Raw genomic sequence first — 18,622 nt, forward strand, 5'->3', positions numbered from 1 at the left:
GGCATTAATAATATGACACCCATCCAAATGGCTCAAAAACAGCATCCGCTGTGGACAAATTTTGCCCTTGCAATAACCTAGTTAACCAATACAGCTAACCACTAATAGCTAATAACTCCAATGAGTACAGCCACTGCTAACATAACCATCGTGACCAGAAAGGCCAGGGGAATGGTCTTCCGCTGGTGATCTCCCAGGTCCACACCCGTCAGCCCGATAAGCAGAAAGGTAGCGCCCGTCAGGGGACTTACGGGAAAGCCGGTGGTCATCTGACCCAGGATAGCGGCCCGGCCTACTTCCAGGGCATCACCCTGAAAATGGGTGGCCGTGGTACCGAGAAGGGGTAGTATGCCAAAGTAAAAAGAATCCGGGTCAAACAGCAGGCTGGCCGGCATGGCTACCAGTCCGGTGATCAGGGCCAGGTGATTACCCACCGAAGCAGGTATGTAAGCGACAGCGGCCTCAGCCATGGCTCCTATCATACCCGACCCTTTGAGAATACCGGTAAAGCATCCGGCTGCAAAAAGAATACTGGCCATCAAAAGGGCGGCCTTAGCATGCGAGTCAATCCGCTCGCGCTGTATAGTCAAATTGGGGTAGTTGACGGTGATAGCAATGGCAAAGGCTACCATAAAGATGACATGCGGAGGGGCCAGCGCCATAATAAGTACCACGATGGAAACGATGACCAGTAGCAGGTTAAACCACAGCAACCGGGGCCTTTCGAGCGTACTACCTGGCTGCTCCGAGTAGGAATTCGTTTCCGGAGCAGTTAGCTCAGGTACCTTAATCAAGGGCCTTTCTTTCACACCCAGTACATAGGCGATAACCAGTACCGTAATGAGTCCACAGGCAACCGGGACCAGCAAAGGGTTGAACAGCTCGGTTACGGGTACCTCCAGAGCCGTAGCCGCTCGGATGGTGGGGCCGCCCCAGGGGAGGATATTCATGGTACCTGCCGCGAGCGCCACGGTGGTAGCCAGCGTGGTCCTGCGCATACCCATCGCGTCATATAAGGGCAGCATGGCCGGTATCGTCACCAGAAAGGTAACCGCGCCCGAGCCATCCAGATGGACAATCATGGCCAGTACAGCCGTCACTACCGTAATACGGGCGGGATCATGCCCCGCTACCTTCAGCAGCCGGGCTATGATGGGCCTAAATGTACCCGCGTCCATCAGTACACCAAAGAAAAGAATGGCAAAAACAAACATCACGGCCGTACTGGCTATGGACTGAATGCCATCCGTGATAAACGTTACTATCTCTGACGTAAATCCCCCCAGCAGGGCCGTTACAATGGGTACCATAATCAGGGCGACTACGGGCGAAGCCCTCTTGGTCATCACCAACACCAGAAGTAAAACAATGGTCAACAGACCCAGGAATGCCAGCATGAGGTGGTTTCTACTAGTTGTTGCCTGACATTTTTGAATACAGGAAGTCCAGAGCGGCCCGATCCGGTATGGGCTTGGCTTCGGGCTTTTTGCCCAGATCCATGATTTGCTTTTCCTTCACGGTATAGGCAGGCCAGGCAGGTACTCCCTTGCCGTTAGGGTTTCCGCTCTTGATGAAGTTAGCCCAGTAGGTAGACATGGTCTGCGCCAGCTCCCGGTCAACCGGCTCCCAGGGACGGTCCACAAATTTGAGATTATCATACGCATAGGGTACCTCGCCGGTATGGAAGGCGCCGTACTTCACGTACTCGCCCGTGGCAGGTACCTTACGGGTAAAGCGGTAGACGTACACCTTTGACTTGTTCTGAGTGGCCTGCACGTTGGCCCAAGTATAGTTCTGAGTACCAAAGGTCTGGTCTCTCGACAGGTCCAGTTGGGATTGCGAAGCTTCGGCATCGGTACCAGCCGGGTAGTACTTCAGGAAGGTAGCAGCATCGGCACCGTACTGCTGTTCGGCCTGCGCCTTAAAATCAGCAGCGTTTTTGATCGGGCCAAATAGCAATCCTTCGTCCTGGTTCCAGCCGGTCAGGAGCGTTACGTCGTTTTGCTTACCGGCCGCGAATATGTCGGCCACCTTGGTTGGTAGCACATAGCCATCTATAATTACCCGCATACCCTGCCCTTTTTTCAGAATTTCCTCGGCGGGTAGAGCCCGTAAATCTTTCAGTGACGTAGCATGTAAGGTATTAGCTACGCGCTCGCCATCCCGCTCGGCCTGCGCCAGTACCGGCATAGTGCGGCCAAAGCTGGCGCCACTCTGAGCAATAGCTTTGTTAAATAATCCTTTGGCCAGGGGGGAAGCCACCAGACAACTCACGCTCATGGAACCCGCCGACTGTCCGGCAATGGTTACGTTGTTAGGATCGCCGCCAAAGGCCGCGATATTTTTCTTCACCCACTGCAGGGCCTCGATTTGATCCATCAGGCCGTAGTTGCCGGAGGCATTGGTACCCGACTCCTTCGTCAGTTCCGGATGGGCAAAGAAGCCAAAGGGCCCTACGCGGTAGTTGGCACTTACGAATACGATCCCCTTCCGGGCCATAGCCTCTCCATCGTAGATTGGTACGGCGGTTCCTCCGCTATTAAACCCTCCTCCGTAGATCCAGACCAGTACGGGTAATTTCTCTCTGGCGGTTTTAGCCCCTGACCAGGCATTCAGGTACAGGCAGTCTTCGCTGATGGGCTCTTTAGGAATCAGAAATTCGGCCGACCACATACTGAAGGGAGCCGGAGAGTTCTGCATGGGGCTGGGGCCAAACTGCTCCGCCTTAAGTACCCCCGACCAGGGCTTTACGGGCTGGGGCGCTTTCCAGCGCAGGTCGCCCACCGGAGGGGCTGCGAAAGGAATACCTCTAAATATAGCGATAGTACCATCGGCACTTTTGGTACCCGAAACCATTCCTGCCTCGGTCTTTACGACATCCAGGGTAAGGGTTTCGGAAAGGAAAGAGGTAAGGCTAACTACCAGCAGGCAGGCAAAGGCTGGAAGGCGGAGCATGGAGGACATAGGTTGCAAAGGCTATATAGAAGATTATATAAAACAAAACGTACCAGTCAGGAAAGCAGCTGACTGGTACGTTCTATTGCTTTTTTTCTTAGAATGTAGTTCCGGATGCCATCTCCAGAAGCTCCTTGTCATGATGATTCTTCACCTGGCTCACATTATCAAAGATCATGTTGGCTCCGTTCTCGGCAGAGTACTGCGGCCAGGTAGGTAGCCCTTTGTGGTTGGGGTTACCGGTCTTTGCAAATTGGATCCAGGCGCGGCTCATCTTATCGGCCAGGGCGTGGGCTTCTTTGCCACCTCCTGTCATCTCTTCGCAACGGCTGATGTTGTCAAACACGAAAGGAAGCTCCATACAGTGCATCGACTTAAAAGCGCCATCCATCACGGGTGAGCTCCAGGTAAACAGGTACATGTATACCGGAGCAGCACCGGCTACCGCCCGCTGGCTCGCCTGCTGAATGGCCAGGCGACGGAAGTTGATATCTACGGTAACATAGTCAGAAGGAGTGACTGCCTCGGGATAGGCTTTCTTGTAGGCGTTGAAGTAGGCCTCGGCCTTTTCGCCGTACTGCTTTTGCAGACTGGCTTTGGCGGCATCCATGGTAGCCACCCGTGAACCAGGCATGAACGGAGCAAACTCGGTCTTGGTAGAGCCTACCAGCAGAGGTACATTTTTGGATAGCTCCTTAGCGGCTGCCTCCGAAGGCTGGTACGGCAGGAAGTGACCATCATGGACAGCGTTCCAACCCAGACCCATGGCCGGCTTGCCTTCGGCTTTCAGCTGTTCGGCTACCTTACGCATGGCTACCTTGCTGGCCGCGTTGAGGCGCTCGTAGGAGATCTTCTGCAGCGAATCAGCCTGGTTGGGCTTAAGGCCCAGCTCTTCCAGCATAGCCGCGCTGACCCGCTGAGCCATAGCCGGCTCGGTGAAGTTCTGGATGTAGCTACCGCTCTGCACAATGGCTTTGTGGAACAGTCCTTTGGCCGAGGGCGCGTTCATCAGGGAGGTTACTTTGCCTCCCCCACCCGACTGACCAAAGATGGTCACGTTGTTGGGGTCACCGCCAAACTGGGCAATGTTATTCTTCACCCATTCCAGCGAAGCCACGAGGTCCATTAAGCCCGCGTTGGCGGAGTTCTTGTACTTCTCGCCGTAGGCTGACATATCCAGGAAGCCCAGCAGGTTGAGGCGGTGGTTAACGGTTACAACTACCACGTCCCCTTTGCGGGTGAGGTTGCCGCCGTCGTAGGAAGGTAGCTCTACGGATGAACCCGCCGAAAATCCTCCTCCGTGAAACCACACCATCACGGGGCGTTTCTTACTATCATTGATTCCCGGCGACCATACGTTCAGGCTCAGGCAGTTCTCGTTGGTGTAGCCCCAGTTGTGCTGGAATACAAACTCAAACTCATCGTTCACCGTAGTTGTCACATCGGTAGGACATACTGGACCGTACGAAAGCGAACTACGCACACCCTGCCAGGCATCGGGTTTCTGGGGAGCCATAAAGCGCTCGGCTTTGGCGTAGGGAATACCCTTGAAGGTGTAGGTACCATGCTGTACGTAGCCACGCAGTTTGCCATATTCAGTATTTACGATGGCCTGTTCCGCGCTGAGCTGAATGGGGGATGAAGTAGCACTTGCCGGCTTCTGGGCCACCCCTGCAAGAGGTACCATTAGTACCATCAGGGCCATGAGGGATTGTCGGGTTGTCATGGAGTAGAGATAAGTGTTATGTAGGTTGATTGATTGGTTGACTGGCTTGTTTTACGGACCGTAGCTCAATAGCACTTTTGCTACAATTTTTGTAATTTTTACACAATGATACTACTATTATTCATTATGTCAAATCCACACAGAGCTATTTTTAAATTTTATACATCCTGAATACGTAGCAGTATATAGGTAGCAGTATATAGAAAGTAGCTATTTACCGGCCGGAAAAGCAAAAAGCGCGCAGCCGGGGCTGTGCGCTTTTTGACCAGGATCACGTATAAGAAATAAAGTGGTAGGGACAGATGCCAGGCCATGACAGCCTACTCCACTGCAGATCTTATTAATTCAGAAAGAAAACGAAGGATGAGAACGAAGGATTCTCCAGCAGGTGGTCCAGCAGATTTTTCCTCTTAGGCAAACACACCAACTGTACTACTTTACGATGCCTGGTAACAATACCTTGCATAGATCTACTTGATTCGCCCGACAATACACAATCGCGGGTCAAAAGAGGGCGCTTCATACTTTTTTAAGATAAAGGAGGATTAACGTATTACCGGTACTAAATTATTTATTAATCTTGAATAATCAACAAAAGGCCAATTATTATTTTTTGTATATGACTAATTGTAGAATATACTATATTTTTTCTCCAATTTAACCATATAGTATACATATTCTAAGAATACCTTCTGCCAAAAAAGAAAGAGGCACCCGCTTAGGGTGCCTCCTGGACTTTGAATAGTTCTATTTAAGAGCCAGTTACGAAATACGCGGTTCCCATCCTTGGGCGTACTCACGTCCCCATAGCTTCATTGCTTCCTTGTCAGCTATACGTCCGGTTTTGGTATCTACTTTGAATGACTTACCCGTACGAGCCGAAATATTAGCCAGGTGACACAGGTGGGTACTCTTAGCTCCTTCGTCAATGGGGGAGTTAAGCTTGGCTTTACCCCGAATGGCATCGAAGAAGTTCACCACGTGCAGGGTAGACATATCGCCACCACCACCCAGAGCCGTACCGGATTCCTGTCCCTTGGACAGGTTGCTCTTGATGAGCTTGCCGCTCCGGTCGTGCAGTTTATAACCATTACGGTCTACAAACACGGTACCATTGGTACCGTAGATGATAGTACCACGGTCGCTGCCGTAGGTATTGTAGGAGTTGCGGCTCTTGCCATCCCACTGGATGATCTTGTTCTCGGGGAAGCGGAACGTAGCCAGCATGGTATCGTACATGGTCCAGCCGTCGTTGGGGAAGTAGCGCTTGGCCGCCTCCACCTCTACGAACTCCGGATAGTCTTCCTGCAGGGCCCAGCGCGCTACGTCCAGCTCGTGGGTAGCATTGTTACCGGCCTCGGCGGTACCGTAGTCCCAGCCGTACCAGTGCCAGTTGTAGTCCCAGGTGTCGTGGGTATACTCCCGACGGGGAGCCGGTCCCTGGAACAGTTCCCAGTCCAGTCCATCGGGTACGGGAGCCTTCTTAGGAAGGGGTACCTCACCGCGGCCGCTTGAGTAGAAGGCAATAGCCTTAAAAGGCTTACCGATCACTCCATTGTGGATTTCACGGACAATCTCGATGGACTCAGTGGCCGAGCGCTGCTGGTTACCCATCTGTACCACCTTGTTGTACTTCTTCTGGAACTCGACCAGCATTTCGCCCTCACGGGGGTTATGGCTACAGGGTTTCTCAACGAATACATGCTGCCCTGCCTGCATCGCCAGACAAGCACCCGGCGCATGCCAGTGGTCGGGGGTAGCGTTGAAAAGAGCATCTACCTGCTTATCAGCAAAGACTTTACGGATATCGTTTTCCAGTTTTGGCGTATTATCAACCATCTTGGACAGCTTCTTACCGGCGGCATCGCGCTGCTTCTTCATCACATCGCACAGGTACACCAGCTCTACGTTATTGGCTTTATCCGAGATGGCTTCCAGGTACGCACCGTACCGACGTCCCAAACCGGCAATGGCTACGCCGATACGGTCATTGGCTCCAATGATTTTGGAATAGCTACGGGCAGGCATACCAGCCGTAGCGGGTACGCTGTTAGCCAGACCATTGACCAGGCTTCCGCTTACAGCAACACCGGCAGTACCCATAGCCAGCTCTTTGATAAACTTCCTTCTGTTGTTTTTCATTTTGTATTGAATAGGTAGTACTTCTTTACATCAGTAATAGTCCTGCTCAGCCAGTTAGAAGCCATAGCAGGGCCTTTTACTTTATAAAGTCGAAATTGGATCATTTTACCACCCAACAGCAGAAGTTTATTTTCGGCTAGTCACCACTTATCAGTAGTGTTTCCAGGCTTTACTGTACCTGGATATATCTCTCAGGTCTTCTTTGGATATCTCGTCGCGTTTGAAGCCGGGCATGACACCCAGCCCGTGCCGCATCTGGAACCGCTTGATAAACTGGGGAGCGGGGTTGGCATTGATCGACGGGCCCAGCCCTGCTTCTCCGCCGGGATGGCACTTCTGACAGTAGGCCATATACATTTTTTCGCCGTTAGCGATACTGGCATTGGCAGGCTTGAAGTATTCCTTCCTGATGGGTTCAGACCTGCGGCCTGCACAACCCGCTACTACCAGTCCCCAGATCAGCAGGACCACACCCAGGGTTACTATTCTCATATATATATTCATATTCTTACTTCCGGGTTATCTTCCAGATTACACCACTATTGGGCTTGGGCTCCGGGCCCTTCTCTGACATGCGCATCACGCCAAAGTCAACTACATACAGGGTATTGCCAGAAGCATCAAAGCGGGCCGCAACGGGACGCTCCAGCCCACCGCTGTTGAGCCAGGAGGCGGGGCCATTGCGCTTGCCTTTGTTTACCACAAAATCCTTAATTATACCGTTCTGGACATCCACCCGTACGATCTTGTACCCAACCGGTGCCATGACCTTGCCTACCTTGGGAGCCATATCACCAAACTGCGCTACAAAGGCCTCTCCCTCAAAACCAAAGGCGGCACTTCGGGAGAAGTCAAATCCATTGGATGAGGAGTGAACTCCGAGTATGGCCGCCGGCTTAGGCGGCTCATTGGGGTACTGTCGCAAGAGGGGCTTAAGCGGGTCTTTGCCCGGTGGCTTAAATTCCTCTTCGTCCCGAATGGGTCTGCCGGCCGAGAAGTCGGGCCAGCCGTACCACATGCCCTCTTTGATCTCCCAAAGTACATCGCCACTCCCCCACACGGGGCGGCTCCCCCTGACGTCGTAGTTGTTTTCGGTTACGTACAATCTGCCGTCATTAGAAAAAGCCATCCCGAAAGGATTGCGGATGCCCCAGGCTACCAACTCCAGCTTGCCACCCGTCACAGCTATCCGCATAATAGCTCCTGAGCAGGGCAGGCTTCCTTTAATGATCTGGCCGGGATAGCTGGTCGTATTGTAGGGCGAGAAAGCTCCGGTAGAAGCCCTGGTGGAGGAATCCTGAAGTACATTGGGCGTATCGAAGTTGAGGCCGCTCAGTACTACATCCTGACAGGGAATATCGTGGAAGCGGGGCTCGCGTTTGAGCCAGCCGTACTCGTAGTTGTCCGTACCGACTACTCCCGAGTTGGTAGCGGTTCCCAAGCCAAAGTACACGTATCCATCCCTGACGACCGGACCATTGGTGTGATGGTCGCCCATGGTCGGTAGCTTATCTACCATGGGTGTGATGGTACCATTCGGTGCTATGCGCAGGATCTTGCCCCCTTCTAACGTACCCCCCTCCGCCACATAGAAGTTACCATCGTGGTAGGTGACACCCGACCAGGGACCATTGCGGGTACCGGTAGCTACCACCGTGCGGGTACCGTTGTTGTCGATCCGGATCAGCTTGGGTTCGGTCCATACTTCACCGTACGAGTAGCCCGACTCCAGTACGTGCAGGCGGTTCTGAGCATCAAAGACTACGGCGGAAGGAAATGTAAAATCACGGGCAACGGCTTCGATGGTATAGCCGGGTGGAAGCAGTACATCAGCAGGATTAACCCGCCGTTCCTGTGAGATGGATTTAGTCTCACCGCCTCCGTTGGAAGGCCTCATCCGGTAGCAACCGGTAAGTACTGAAAACAAAGCTGCCGGCAACGCCAGCGAAAGGAAAAGTCTTCTCATTATCCGCTTACTTACAATAAGTTGTTACGTTTCCTCTTACAGTGATAAAAGTATGCCAGGATAGTACCAATTACCTACACGTATACTAGTGAAAAATGATTGATAGCTGACGTATATAAACGCAAAAAGCTCCCTAAGGGAGCTTTTTCTAAAACAACTATGACATCAAAAAATTTATATTGGCAGATTATATGCTTTGGCCACTTCCAGGTAATTCTTGTAATCAATAGTAGCATTCAGGCGGGCATTCTGGGCAGGTACCAGTACTACCCGAATATCCGTAGCGACTTCTTTACCCCGCATATCTAAAGAATATACCACCACTTTCATCTGGGTATCTTCCAGGCGGTACGCAAATAACATAGTACCCAGACGACCATGGTTGAGGGGTACTACACCCGGTACCGGAAACCAGAAGTCAGCGCTCTTGTAGTAGCAAAGTACCATGCCTTTCTCAACGGCCGCCCGATTGGGTACAGAAGAAAGATCAAAGCTCAGATTGAAACGGAGGTCACCGTCCGACTCTATCTGTCCTACACTAAATTGTAAAGCGCCGGCCGAATCTCCTTTGTCCCCCTTGTCTCCTTTGTCCCCTTTTTCACCCGTAGCTCCAGTCTCGCCGGTAGTTCCGGTAGCTCCGGCGTCACCCTTATCGCCTTTGTCTCCCTTGGAACCAGCTGGACCGGCGGCCCCCGCCACACCGGCTACGCCTTGAGGACCTATTTCACCTTGTTTACCTTTACAGGAGCCCATTATTACAAGTGCAGACAGTAATACAGAATAGAGGATTGGTTTTAACATAAAGTGTTGTGTTTAGTGATATGAATAGAACAGTGAACAAATCGCAACAAATACCACGCCGTAATTGCTCTTACCGCCATTTTTGCGTGAATCAGCCCCCTTTATCCATTACCTTTTACCACTCCTTTTATACGTTGCTCAAAAGCCGGATCCCTATGAAGGTACCTCCCAAAAAGTAGACTAGAATCGCCACTAATACGTGGCCCGTAGTAGGTACTTCGCAAAATGCTATTACTCCCCCTTTATACCCCACCTGCAGCTTTTTCTTTTCCAGCCCCATAACCTTAAACTTCATCAGCCAGTTAGCTCCTCAACTGTAGTAGTAAACATCTATTTTACAATATTATGGACTTATCAATTGCAGGACGAACCGCAGTCATTACGGGAGGTGATTCAGGAATTGGACTGGCTACCGCCAGGCTACTGGCCAGCGAAGGAGTGAATATAGTACTCACTGACAAAACGCAGGAAAAGCTGGACCAAGTTGCCGAAGCGATAAAGGCCCACCTCAGCCACAACGCCCGGGTACTGGCCATCACAGCCGACCTGACCCGGAACGACCAGGTACTCCAGCTAGCCGACCGGGTGAAGGTGGAATTGGGAGGAGCGGATATCCTGATCAACTGTGCCGGTGCGCGCGGAGCCGCCGGCGACTTTCTTAGCCTCAGTGACGACGACTGGCTCGGAACCATCGACATAGACCTGATGGGGGCGGTACGGGTATGCCGGGCTTTTATCCCCCAGATGCAGGCCAGGGGCTGGGGACGGGTGGTACTGGTATCTTCCGAAAACGCTTTCCAACCCTACGAAGAAGAGAGCCCCTACAACGCCTGCAAGGCGGCTATTATCAATCTGGCCAAGTGCCTCTCCCGCGCCTACTCCCGCGACGGGCTGCTGATCAACTGCGTATCGCCCGCTTACGTAGAGACGCCCATGACCAACACCATGATGGAAGAACTGGCCCAGGAGCGCAATACATCCGTAGAAGAGGTGGTGGACTGGTTCCTGAAAAACAAGCGCCCGCATATAGCCGTACACCGGCGCGGCCAACCTGATGAAGTAGCCGCGGTGATCGCCTTCCTAAGCTCAGAACTGGCCAGCTACGTCAATGGCAGCAACTACCGCGTGGATGGTGGCTCGGTAGAGTCGGCCTTTGGCTAATTAGAGGTTGAGATATAGCGCGCAGTAGCAGAAATTCAGAGCAAAAGCATTAATTTGAGGCGCAAATCCTCAACTGTATCATTCATGAAACCCTACCTGCTACTGCCCTTCCTGATCTCGGTTCAGCTTTTTTCGGGTACCGTTCCTGCCCCTACTCCCCCAACCGGTACTGAATCGGATTGCTTGGGTGTCGAAACCACTACCTCCGAAGGCTCTACCATTACCCACTCGCCCATTGAGGAATCCATGTATCTGGCGCGGATAATCAAGGGGAATGATACTACCTACGTGACTACCATACGGGTGGCAGGAGCGAAGTCCCTCCGAAAGCCCAAAGTAGCCAGGCTATACCTGAATGAGCACAAACCCCTCAGACTGGACGGCGAGCTGGACTACCACGTACAGGATGGCAGGCACGTGTATACCTACACCGCCCTGCTGGACCGCAGGACAGTGGCCTTGCTGGGTACTAAGTCCATCAAAGCGCTTGAAATCGATGATTACAAGGAAGAAATCGTCAAAAAGAAATCTGAAAGGTTCAGGCAGTACGCCAAGTGCTTATATTAGACCTACGCGCAAATGAACAGTAGATATACTACGCTTAGTTGGACTCGCTGTTATAGTTTCCGTTTGATCCGTTCGATTTGGTAATATCTCCGGGCTTTATAAATCTGGTATCCGGTAAAGTATCGGCTATCAGTTCCGAAAAATGCTTCGCCTTTAATTGCTGGTATACCGCGTCTCTTTCCCTTCTGGACTCGAATGACCACGACGCTACCTGCGTCGGTATCTGCACCATGATCTTCTTATAAAACTCAATGCAGTACTGGTGGTTGTTGGTGTCGATCAGGGTGATGGTATCCACACTGTCCAGATTTACTGCTTGATTTTGGCCGGGGCAACTGATGAATGTAGCCATACGACAGGTAACTTGGTTGTACTTATGTTGTGTTATTATAGTGTCAACGAAAATAGAACCTCAAATATATATGTAAACTCCTGTTTAAGCAATACTTTATGTATTACCGACACATAACAGGGCGTATAACAATAGTCATAATAAAGCTGATCATATTTATATAAGATATCACTTTGAATTCACAGCACAAACTATACCATTCTGTTTCATAACACACCAACAACTAAATTGTTTAAGGCAACCACCTACTTATCAACCAATTAAGTAACCAACACCTACTACCTCAGCTGCCAACGATAGTATTTAGAAGGGAAGCTTGCCCAGGTCTACGTTTCCACCCGTCAGGATGATCCCTACTTTCTTTCCGGCAAACTGCTCCCTGTGCTTAAGCAGGGCGGCAAAGGGTACGGCTCCCGAGGGCTCTACCACTATTTTCATACGCTCCCACAGCAGGCGCATGGCTGCTACGATCTCTTCGTCCGATACGGTCAGTATCTCCCTGACGTGCTCGCGGATGATGGCAAGCGTCTTGTCACCCAGCGGGGTCAGCAGCCCATCCGCAATGGTTTTGACAAAAGGAGCCCGTTCTACTTGTCCTGATTTGAAAGAAAGAATGGCATCGGCCGCCCCCTCGGGCTCACCGGCTATTACCTGTGTAGAGGGTGAAAAGTAACGCGCCGACAGAGCCGTACCGCTCAGCAGTCCTCCCCCACCCACAGGGGCCATCAGTACATCGAGTGAGCCATCTACCTGTTCCAGCAGTTCACGGGCGGCGGTGGCCTGTCCGGCTATCACGCGGTAGTCGTTGAACGGGTGAATAAAGGTAGCCCCTGTACGCTCAATGATCTTCTGCACGGTAGCCTCGCGGTCCTCGGGAGTATTGGGGCAGAACGTGATCTCGGCGCCGTACCCTTCGACAGCTTTGATCTTGACGCTGGGTGAGTTGTCAGGCATGACGATGTACGCCCTGGCTCCTACCTGACGGGCCGCGTAGGCAATGGCCTGGGCGTGGTTGCCCGACGAATGCGTAGTAATGCCGTTAGCACGATCGGCCTCCGACAGCGATAGTACGGCATTGATGCCTCCGCGTGCCTTGAAGGCTCCGATCTTCTGAAAATTCTCACACTTGAAGTACACCTCCGCCCCGCTCAGCTGGTTGATGGTAGTATTGGTAAATACGGGAGTACGATGTATGTAGGGACGGATCAGGTCGTGACTTTGCTCTATGATGGACTGCGAAGGATAGGTTTCAGAAGTCATAGTAGTAATATATTGAGAATAAAAAGTATTTTAGTTGCAGACTGTCGGCCACCCGGCCTCAGGTACTCAATACGAGCTACCAATGCTCAACAGGCTGACCGTACCAGCCAACAGGACCACAAGTATAGGTAATAAATTGGCTCGTCAGGAAAACTAAATGCTTTAAAAGCTATTTCAGTAGATACGATGGCTTACTAATTCACCCTTAATGTTATGAGACGTATGATCCAGACCAAACTGATACCCCGTACCGAGTCTGCCTATGACCAGCCGCTGCTGATCAAGACCCTGCTGGCTCAGAGCCTGCGCTACAACCCTCAGCGCCGCATCGTGTACCGCGATTTGTTCTGGATGGATTATATTGAATTTAATAAACGGGTACGTCGGCTGGCACACATGCTTGAAGGGCTGGGCGTACAGCCGGGTGATACCGTAGCGGTGATGGACTGGGACAGCCACCGCTACCTCGAGAGCTTTTTTGCGGTACCCTGCTACGGAGCCGTACTGCACACGATCAACGTGCGCCTCTCCCCTTCTCAGATACTCTATACCATCAACCACGCCGAAGATAAGGTGATACTGGTACACGAGGATTTCCTGCCCATTCTGGAGGCCATCAAGGACCAGATCACGACCTCACCGAAGTACGTCATCCTGAGTGATAAGGTGTATGGCTCCGAAAAGCCGCCCCTGCCCACTACCTCCTTTGAGGTAGCCGGCGAGTACGAACAGCTCCTCAGCCGGGCTTCCGATCAGTACGACTTCCCGGACTTTGACGAAAATACCATGGCCACGACCTTCTACACCACCGGTACGACGGGCAATCCCAAGGGCGTGTACTTCTCACACCGGCAGTTGTTTATGCACACCATGGGGCTGGTTACGTTCTTCTGCGGGTACCAGGCACTGCCCTTTACCCATCAGGATGTATACATGCCCATTACCCCCCTGTTCCATGTGCACGCCTGGGGCTTCCCCTACGCGGCTACCCTGCTTAACAACAAGCAGGTGTACCCGGGCCGGTACGAGCCGGAGATGCTCCTGAAGCTCCTGGTCAAAGAGGAGGTGACGCTGTCGCACTGCGTACCTACCATCCTGAATATGCTGGTCAACAGTCCGGTGGTACAGCAGGTAGACCTCAGCCGCTGGAAGGTGATCATCGGCGGCTCGGCCCTCACCCGTGGCCTGGCCAAAGCGGCCCTGAAGCTGGGCATCAACGTATCACAGGGGTATGGCATGTCCGAGACAGCTCCGATCATGTCGGTGGTACACCTCAACGACGAGCAGCAGGACCTCCCAATGGATGACCAGCTCGACTACCGCACCAAAGCCGGTAAGATAGCGCCCTTCGTAGAACTGCGACTGGTGGACGAAGAGGATAACTACCTGCCCCAGGACGGGCACACGCTGGGTGAAGTAGTGGCCCGTGGCCCCTGGATGACGCAGGGGTACCTGAAGGATGCCGAAAGCTCAGAAAAGCTCTGGCGAAACGGCTGGCTCCATACCGGTGACGTAGCCAGTATCGGCCCTGACTACTATGTGGCCATTGCCGATCGCGTCAAAGACGTGATCAAGTCGGGAGGGGAATGGGTATCTTCGCTGGATATCGAGAACCTGATATCACAGGTTGAGGGAGTAGTCGAAGTAGCCGTAGTAGGCCTTCCCGACTCCCGCTGGGGCGAGCGGCCACACGCACTGGTGGTAGTAAAGCCCGGCTATATGGATGATGTTACTCCCGAGAGTATCAGGGAGTCCATCCAGGACCGAGTAGACTCCGGCGAGCTGAACAAGTGGTACGTCCCCGACCGGATTGTATTTGTAAAGGAAATACCAAAGACCAGCGTAGGGAAGATCGACAAGAAGAAAATACGGACTGAGATGCAGGAGATAATCAATGGCGCCTCCCAATCTTAATAAACTACCCCCCACGGTGACGGCCGTAGGGGGTGTCATCTAGTCTAGTTGTTTGATCGCCTGGTACACCAGTACCCTGAATTTCTCCCCCAGGTCCACGTGCGGGTTGGGGTACTTCTGCGTCATCAATACTGCCACTATTCGCTGCTGGGGGTCTACCCAGTAGGTAGTACCATAGATGCCGTTCCAGTCGAGCGAGCCAACCGAGGGGGGCAAGCGGGCCGCCTCCCGCTCGGTGGCAATGGAGAATCCAAACCCGAGCTTCTTGTAGATCAGGTTCATATCACCGATCTGATTGGTGGTCATCAGCCTTACGGTTACGGGCCCCAGTATTTGCTGCCCGTTGAGTGCGCCTCCATTGAGGAGCATCTGCAGAAAAATGGCGTAGTCATAGGCGGTACTTACCAGCCCGGCTCCCCCCGAGTAGTAGGTACCCTTTTCCAGCGGGAAGTTGGGGTAGAAGCCGTATCCGGTTTTGGCCACGGTAGTCACGCCTTCCTCATATTCTGAAAACAGGGTACTCAGGCGGGCAGCTTTGTCGTCTGACAGGTAAAAGCCGGTATCCTTCATCTCCAGCGGTTCAAAAATCCGCTCCCGCATAAACTGGTCCAGCGACTTGCCCGATACTACCTCCACCAGGTACCCCAGTACATCGGTATTGAGGCCGTAGGTAAAGCGCTCACCCGGCTGGTGCATGAGGGGCAGCGCAGCCAGGCGGTTGATCACTTCCCCGAGCTTGTAGTGCGGAGTACCTATACCGCTGGGTATGTCGTGTTTGGCATACAGGGCTATGGCTTCTACCGTACCAATCTCGGGATAGCTGATACCGGATGTATGCGTCAGCAGGTCCCGGATGGTGATTTCGCGCTTAGCCGGTACGGTGGTAAAGGTAGTGTCAGTGGCCTGAAAAGTAGCCAGTACTTTGGGCTCCTTAAAAGAAGGAATGTACTTCGACACCGGATCATCCAGCAGAAACCTGCCTTCTTCGTACAGCATCATCACGGCTACGCTGGTAACGGCCTTACTCATGGAGGCTATTCGTACAATGGCATCCTTCGGCAGAGCGACCTTCTTCTCTGTGTCGTTATAGCCAAAGCTCCGGTGGTACACCACCTTCCCCTCGCGCATGACCAGAGCCACCGCTCCCGGTATCCTTCCCTTCGTGACGTACTCCTGCATGACGCTATCGATGCGTTCCAGCCGCTCCTCACTCATCCCCACACTTTCAGGTGAGGCTTTGGCCAGGGGTTGATCCGTAAATACATAATATAAAGCAATGGCCAGAGCCAGTAAAAAAAATATAAGGAGACTTCTTCGGGGTGTAAGGCTAAGTCGTACAATCATACCGTACAGGCACTACTGCTAAGGATTCTTTTTAGTGATGGCCTGGTATACCAGTACCTTGAATTTATCGCTCAGATCGCCGTAGGAGTTGGGGTACTTCTGGGTCATGATCAGCGCGACGATGCCTTCCTTCGGATCGGCCCAGTAGGTAGTACCGAATATACCGCCCCACTCATAGGTCCCGACCGATACGGGTATCCGGGCGGCTTCCTTCTCGGTAGCTACCGCATAGCCCAGGCCAAACTTCCTGGCGCCCACGTTCAGGTCCCCAATCTGATTGGCCGTCATCATGTCTATGGTAATGGGGCCAAGGATGCGCTTGCTTCCGTACTGGCCTCCGTTGAGCATGCTCTGCAAAAAGATAGCGTAATCATAGGCCGTTGACGACAACCCCGCCCCGCCCGAATAGAAGGTACCTTTCTGCTTCGGAAAATCAGGGGTACTTCCATTGCGGGCGACTGATTTGATGGTAGCGCCTTCGCGGTTTTGGGTATACAGGGTAGTGAGGCGGCCCGCCTTGTCGGACGGGAGGTAGAAGTAGGTATCCTTCATTCCAAGGGGTTCGAAGATACGCTGGCGGAAAAACTCGTCCAGCGTTTTGCCCGACACTACCTCCACCACGTACCCCAGCACATCTGTATTGAGTCCGTACGAAAACTTCTCGCCCGGCTGGTGGACGAGGGGCATAGTACCTAGCAGAGTGATGGCATCGGCCAGTTTATAATTAGGAGTACCGATACCGCTGGGGATCTTGTACTTGGCATAGATGGCGGTAGCTTCCTTGGTACCTATACCCGCGTAGCTGATGCCGGAGGTATGGGTCAGCAGGTCGCGGATGGTGATCTCACGCTTGGCGGGTACCGTCGTGAAGGTGGTGTCTTTCTCGTTGAAAGTTGCCAGTACTTTGGGCTCCTTAAAGGAAGGGATGTACTTCGACACCGGATCATCCAGCAGCAGCTTCCCCTCTTCGTACAGCATCATCACGGCCGTACTGGTAATGGCTTTGGTCTGCGAGGCGATCCGAAAAATGGCGTCCCGCTTCAGCGGCGACTTGGTATCCATGTCGTCGTAGCCGATGCCTTTGTAGTACACGATCTTTCCGTTTCGTACTACCAGGGCCACCGCTCCGGCGATCCGTTGCTGATTCACGTAGTCCTGAACGACGCTTTCGATACGCTGTAGTCGTTCGGTGCTCATCCCCACGCTTTCGGGGGAAGCTTCGGTAAGGGTTTGGGCAAAGAGTGGAAGGAAAGACAAGCCAAAGAGCAGGCCAAGCAGGAGGAGTCTGTTAGAACAGGCAGGAAAAATACTTTGCATAGGTAATAGTTAGATATCAATTTTCATTTGTACATATACCAGCTAAAAATGGAGGAAGTTTTTGATTTTTTTCTACCTTACCGAAAATATAACACAAAAGATATGCTCTCCCGACGTGACTTTTTGCTGGCCTGCGCAGCCACACCAATCTGTCTTACAGGCTTTTCCGCCAAAGCCGGAAGCATCCATACCGTCAATGGCACCATTGATCCGGCGGCCCTGGGCATGACGCTTATCCATGAGCATTTTCTGGTTGATTTTATCGGGGCCGACAACATCAGTATGGATCGGTGGAACCGCGAGGAGGTGGTAAAGAAGGTACTGCCCTATCTGATGGAAGTCAAAGCGAAAGGAGTCAAAAGCATATTAGAATGTACGCCGGCTTTTCTGGGGCGGGATGTTCAACTGCTGAAAATGCTGGCGGAGCAGAGTGGCTTACAGATCTTGACCAACACCGGCTACTACGGTGCCTCTGACAACAAGTACCTGCCTCCCTGGACCCAGACCGAATCGGCCGAGCAACTGTCCGAACGCTGGATCAGGGAATATCAGAATGGCATAGCCGGGACCACCATCAAGCCGGGCTTTATCAAAATTGGTGTCAACAGCGGCTCCCTCTCCAAACTGCACCGTAAGCTCGTAACGGCTGCCGCGCTGACCCATCAGCAAACCGGACTCACCATCTGCTCCCATACCGGCCCGGCCCAAACAGCCTTTGAAGAGATAGACGTGCTTAAGAAGCTGGGTGTGCATCCCTCCGCGTTTGTGTGGGTACACGCCCAGAGCGAGCCCAACAAATCTACTTACATCAAGGCCGCCCAGCAGGGAGCCTGGGTGAGTCTGGATGGGGTCAGTGCTACTAATCTGGATCAATATGCCGAATGGATCAAAACCATAAAGGACAGCGGCCACCTCAACCGGGTACTTATATCGCACGATGCCGGCTGGTACCGCCCCGGTGAGCCCAACGGCGGAGACTTCATTGGCTTTACAGCCATTTTTGACGGGCTGTTCCCCTTGCTCAAAACCAGGGGTTTCTCGGATAATGACTTCGAACAACTACTTGTACGTAACCCAGCTGAGGCTTTCACCATCCGGGTTCGGAAGGGGTAAGTAC

Annotated in this window: 16 protein-coding genes; 4 read left to right on the top strand and 12 right to left on the bottom strand. The window is 52.6% G+C overall.

Annotated elements, in window-relative coordinates; genetic code table 11:
- Nucleotides 1-101: 101 nt before the first annotated feature.
- From JTN23_RS22815 to JTN23_RS22850, 8 genes are all read right to left on the bottom strand, one after another.
- Nucleotides 102-1,397, bottom strand: a complete 1,296-nt coding sequence (locus JTN23_RS22815) for a CitMHS family transporter (RefSeq protein WP_247237391.1) — start codon at nt 1,395-1,397, stop codon at nt 102-104.
- A 13-nt stretch (nt 1,398-1,410) separates the two neighbouring features.
- Nucleotides 1,411-2,955 (bottom strand): carboxylesterase/lipase family protein, encoded by a 1,545-nt coding sequence (locus JTN23_RS22820; RefSeq protein ID WP_247237392.1) that lies wholly within the window; start codon nt 2,953-2,955, stop codon nt 1,411-1,413.
- 97 nt (nt 2,956-3,052) lie between these two features.
- Complete coding sequence (locus tag JTN23_RS22825; RefSeq protein WP_247237393.1) at nt 3,053-4,681, bottom strand: carboxylesterase/lipase family protein; 1,629 nt, start codon at nt 4,679-4,681, stop codon at nt 3,053-3,055.
- A gap of 762 nt (nt 4,682-5,443) precedes the next feature.
- A complete protein-coding gene (locus JTN23_RS22830) occupies nt 5,444-6,823 on the bottom strand; it encodes a Gfo/Idh/MocA family protein (RefSeq protein ID WP_247237394.1) in 1,380 nt (459 codons plus the stop codon).
- 150 nt (nt 6,824-6,973) lie between these two features.
- The gene (locus tag JTN23_RS22835) at nt 6,974-7,315 is read right to left on the bottom strand and encodes a c-type cytochrome (RefSeq protein WP_247237395.1); all 342 of its coding nucleotides are present in this window, start codon (nt 7,313-7,315) and stop codon (nt 6,974-6,976) included.
- A gap of 16 nt (nt 7,316-7,331) precedes the next feature.
- Nucleotides 7,332-8,789 carry a PQQ-dependent sugar dehydrogenase gene (locus tag JTN23_RS22840; RefSeq protein WP_247237396.1) on the bottom strand — a complete coding sequence of 486 codons (1,458 nt, stop codon included), beginning with the start codon at nt 8,787-8,789 and terminating at the stop codon, nt 7,332-7,334.
- A gap of 174 nt (nt 8,790-8,963) precedes the next feature.
- Nucleotides 8,964-9,542: a hypothetical protein gene (locus JTN23_RS25885; RefSeq protein ID WP_262918632.1), complete on the bottom strand. Its 579-nt coding sequence runs from the start codon at nt 9,540-9,542 to the stop codon at nt 8,964-8,966.
- A 175-nt stretch (nt 9,543-9,717) separates the two neighbouring features.
- On the bottom strand, nt 9,718-9,885 hold the full coding sequence (locus JTN23_RS22850; RefSeq protein ID WP_247237397.1) for a hypothetical protein: 168 nt from the start codon (nt 9,883-9,885) through the stop codon (nt 9,718-9,720).
- Between the two features lie 50 nt (nt 9,886-9,935).
- On the opposite strand from JTN23_RS22850, the gene JTN23_RS22855 reads away from it, so the two are divergent.
- Both JTN23_RS22855 and JTN23_RS22860 read left to right on the top strand, forming a co-directional pair.
- Nucleotides 9,936-10,751, top strand: coding sequence for an SDR family NAD(P)-dependent oxidoreductase (locus tag JTN23_RS22855; protein ID WP_247237398.1), 816 nt, complete (start codon nt 9,936-9,938; stop codon nt 10,749-10,751).
- Between the two features lie 84 nt (nt 10,752-10,835).
- Entirely contained in the window at nt 10,836-11,318 is a 483-nt protein-coding gene (locus JTN23_RS22860) for a hypothetical protein (RefSeq protein ID WP_247237399.1), read from the top strand.
- Nucleotides 11,319-11,352: 34 nt separating this feature from the next.
- Here JTN23_RS22860 and JTN23_RS22865 read toward each other — a convergent pair whose 3' ends face one another.
- Nucleotides 11,353-11,670, bottom strand: coding sequence for a hypothetical protein (locus tag JTN23_RS22865; RefSeq protein ID WP_247237400.1), 318 nt, complete (start codon nt 11,668-11,670; stop codon nt 11,353-11,355).
- A 303-nt stretch (nt 11,671-11,973) separates the two neighbouring features.
- Entirely contained in the window at nt 11,974-12,930 is a 957-nt protein-coding gene (locus tag JTN23_RS22870) for a threonine ammonia-lyase (protein ID WP_247237402.1), read from the bottom strand.
- A gap of 222 nt (nt 12,931-13,152) precedes the next feature.
- Here JTN23_RS22870 and JTN23_RS22875 point away from each other — a divergent pair, with 222 nt between their 5' ends.
- On the top strand, nt 13,153-14,844 hold the full coding sequence (locus JTN23_RS22875) for a fatty acid--CoA ligase (protein ID WP_247237478.1): 1,692 nt from the start codon (nt 13,153-13,155) through the stop codon (nt 14,842-14,844).
- Between the two features lie 39 nt (nt 14,845-14,883).
- Here the strand turns inward: JTN23_RS22875 and JTN23_RS22880 are convergent, their stop codons facing one another.
- The gene (locus JTN23_RS22880; protein WP_247237403.1) at nt 14,884-16,188 is read right to left on the bottom strand and encodes a serine hydrolase domain-containing protein; all 1,305 of its coding nucleotides are present in this window, start codon (nt 16,186-16,188) and stop codon (nt 14,884-14,886) included.
- A gap of 18 nt (nt 16,189-16,206) precedes the next feature.
- Nucleotides 16,207-17,505, bottom strand: coding sequence for a serine hydrolase domain-containing protein (locus JTN23_RS22885; RefSeq protein WP_247237404.1), 1,299 nt, complete (start codon nt 17,503-17,505; stop codon nt 16,207-16,209).
- A 102-nt stretch (nt 17,506-17,607) separates the two neighbouring features.
- On the opposite strand from JTN23_RS22885, the gene JTN23_RS22890 reads away from it, so the two are divergent.
- Entirely contained in the window at nt 17,608-18,618 is a 1,011-nt protein-coding gene (locus JTN23_RS22890; protein WP_247237405.1) for a phosphotriesterase family protein, read from the top strand.
- Nucleotides 18,619-18,622 lie beyond the last annotated feature (4 nt).

This window comes from Telluribacter roseus (assembly GCF_017355915.2).
In the GTDB taxonomy this organism is placed as follows: domain Bacteria; phylum Bacteroidota; class Bacteroidia; order Cytophagales; family Spirosomataceae; genus Telluribacter.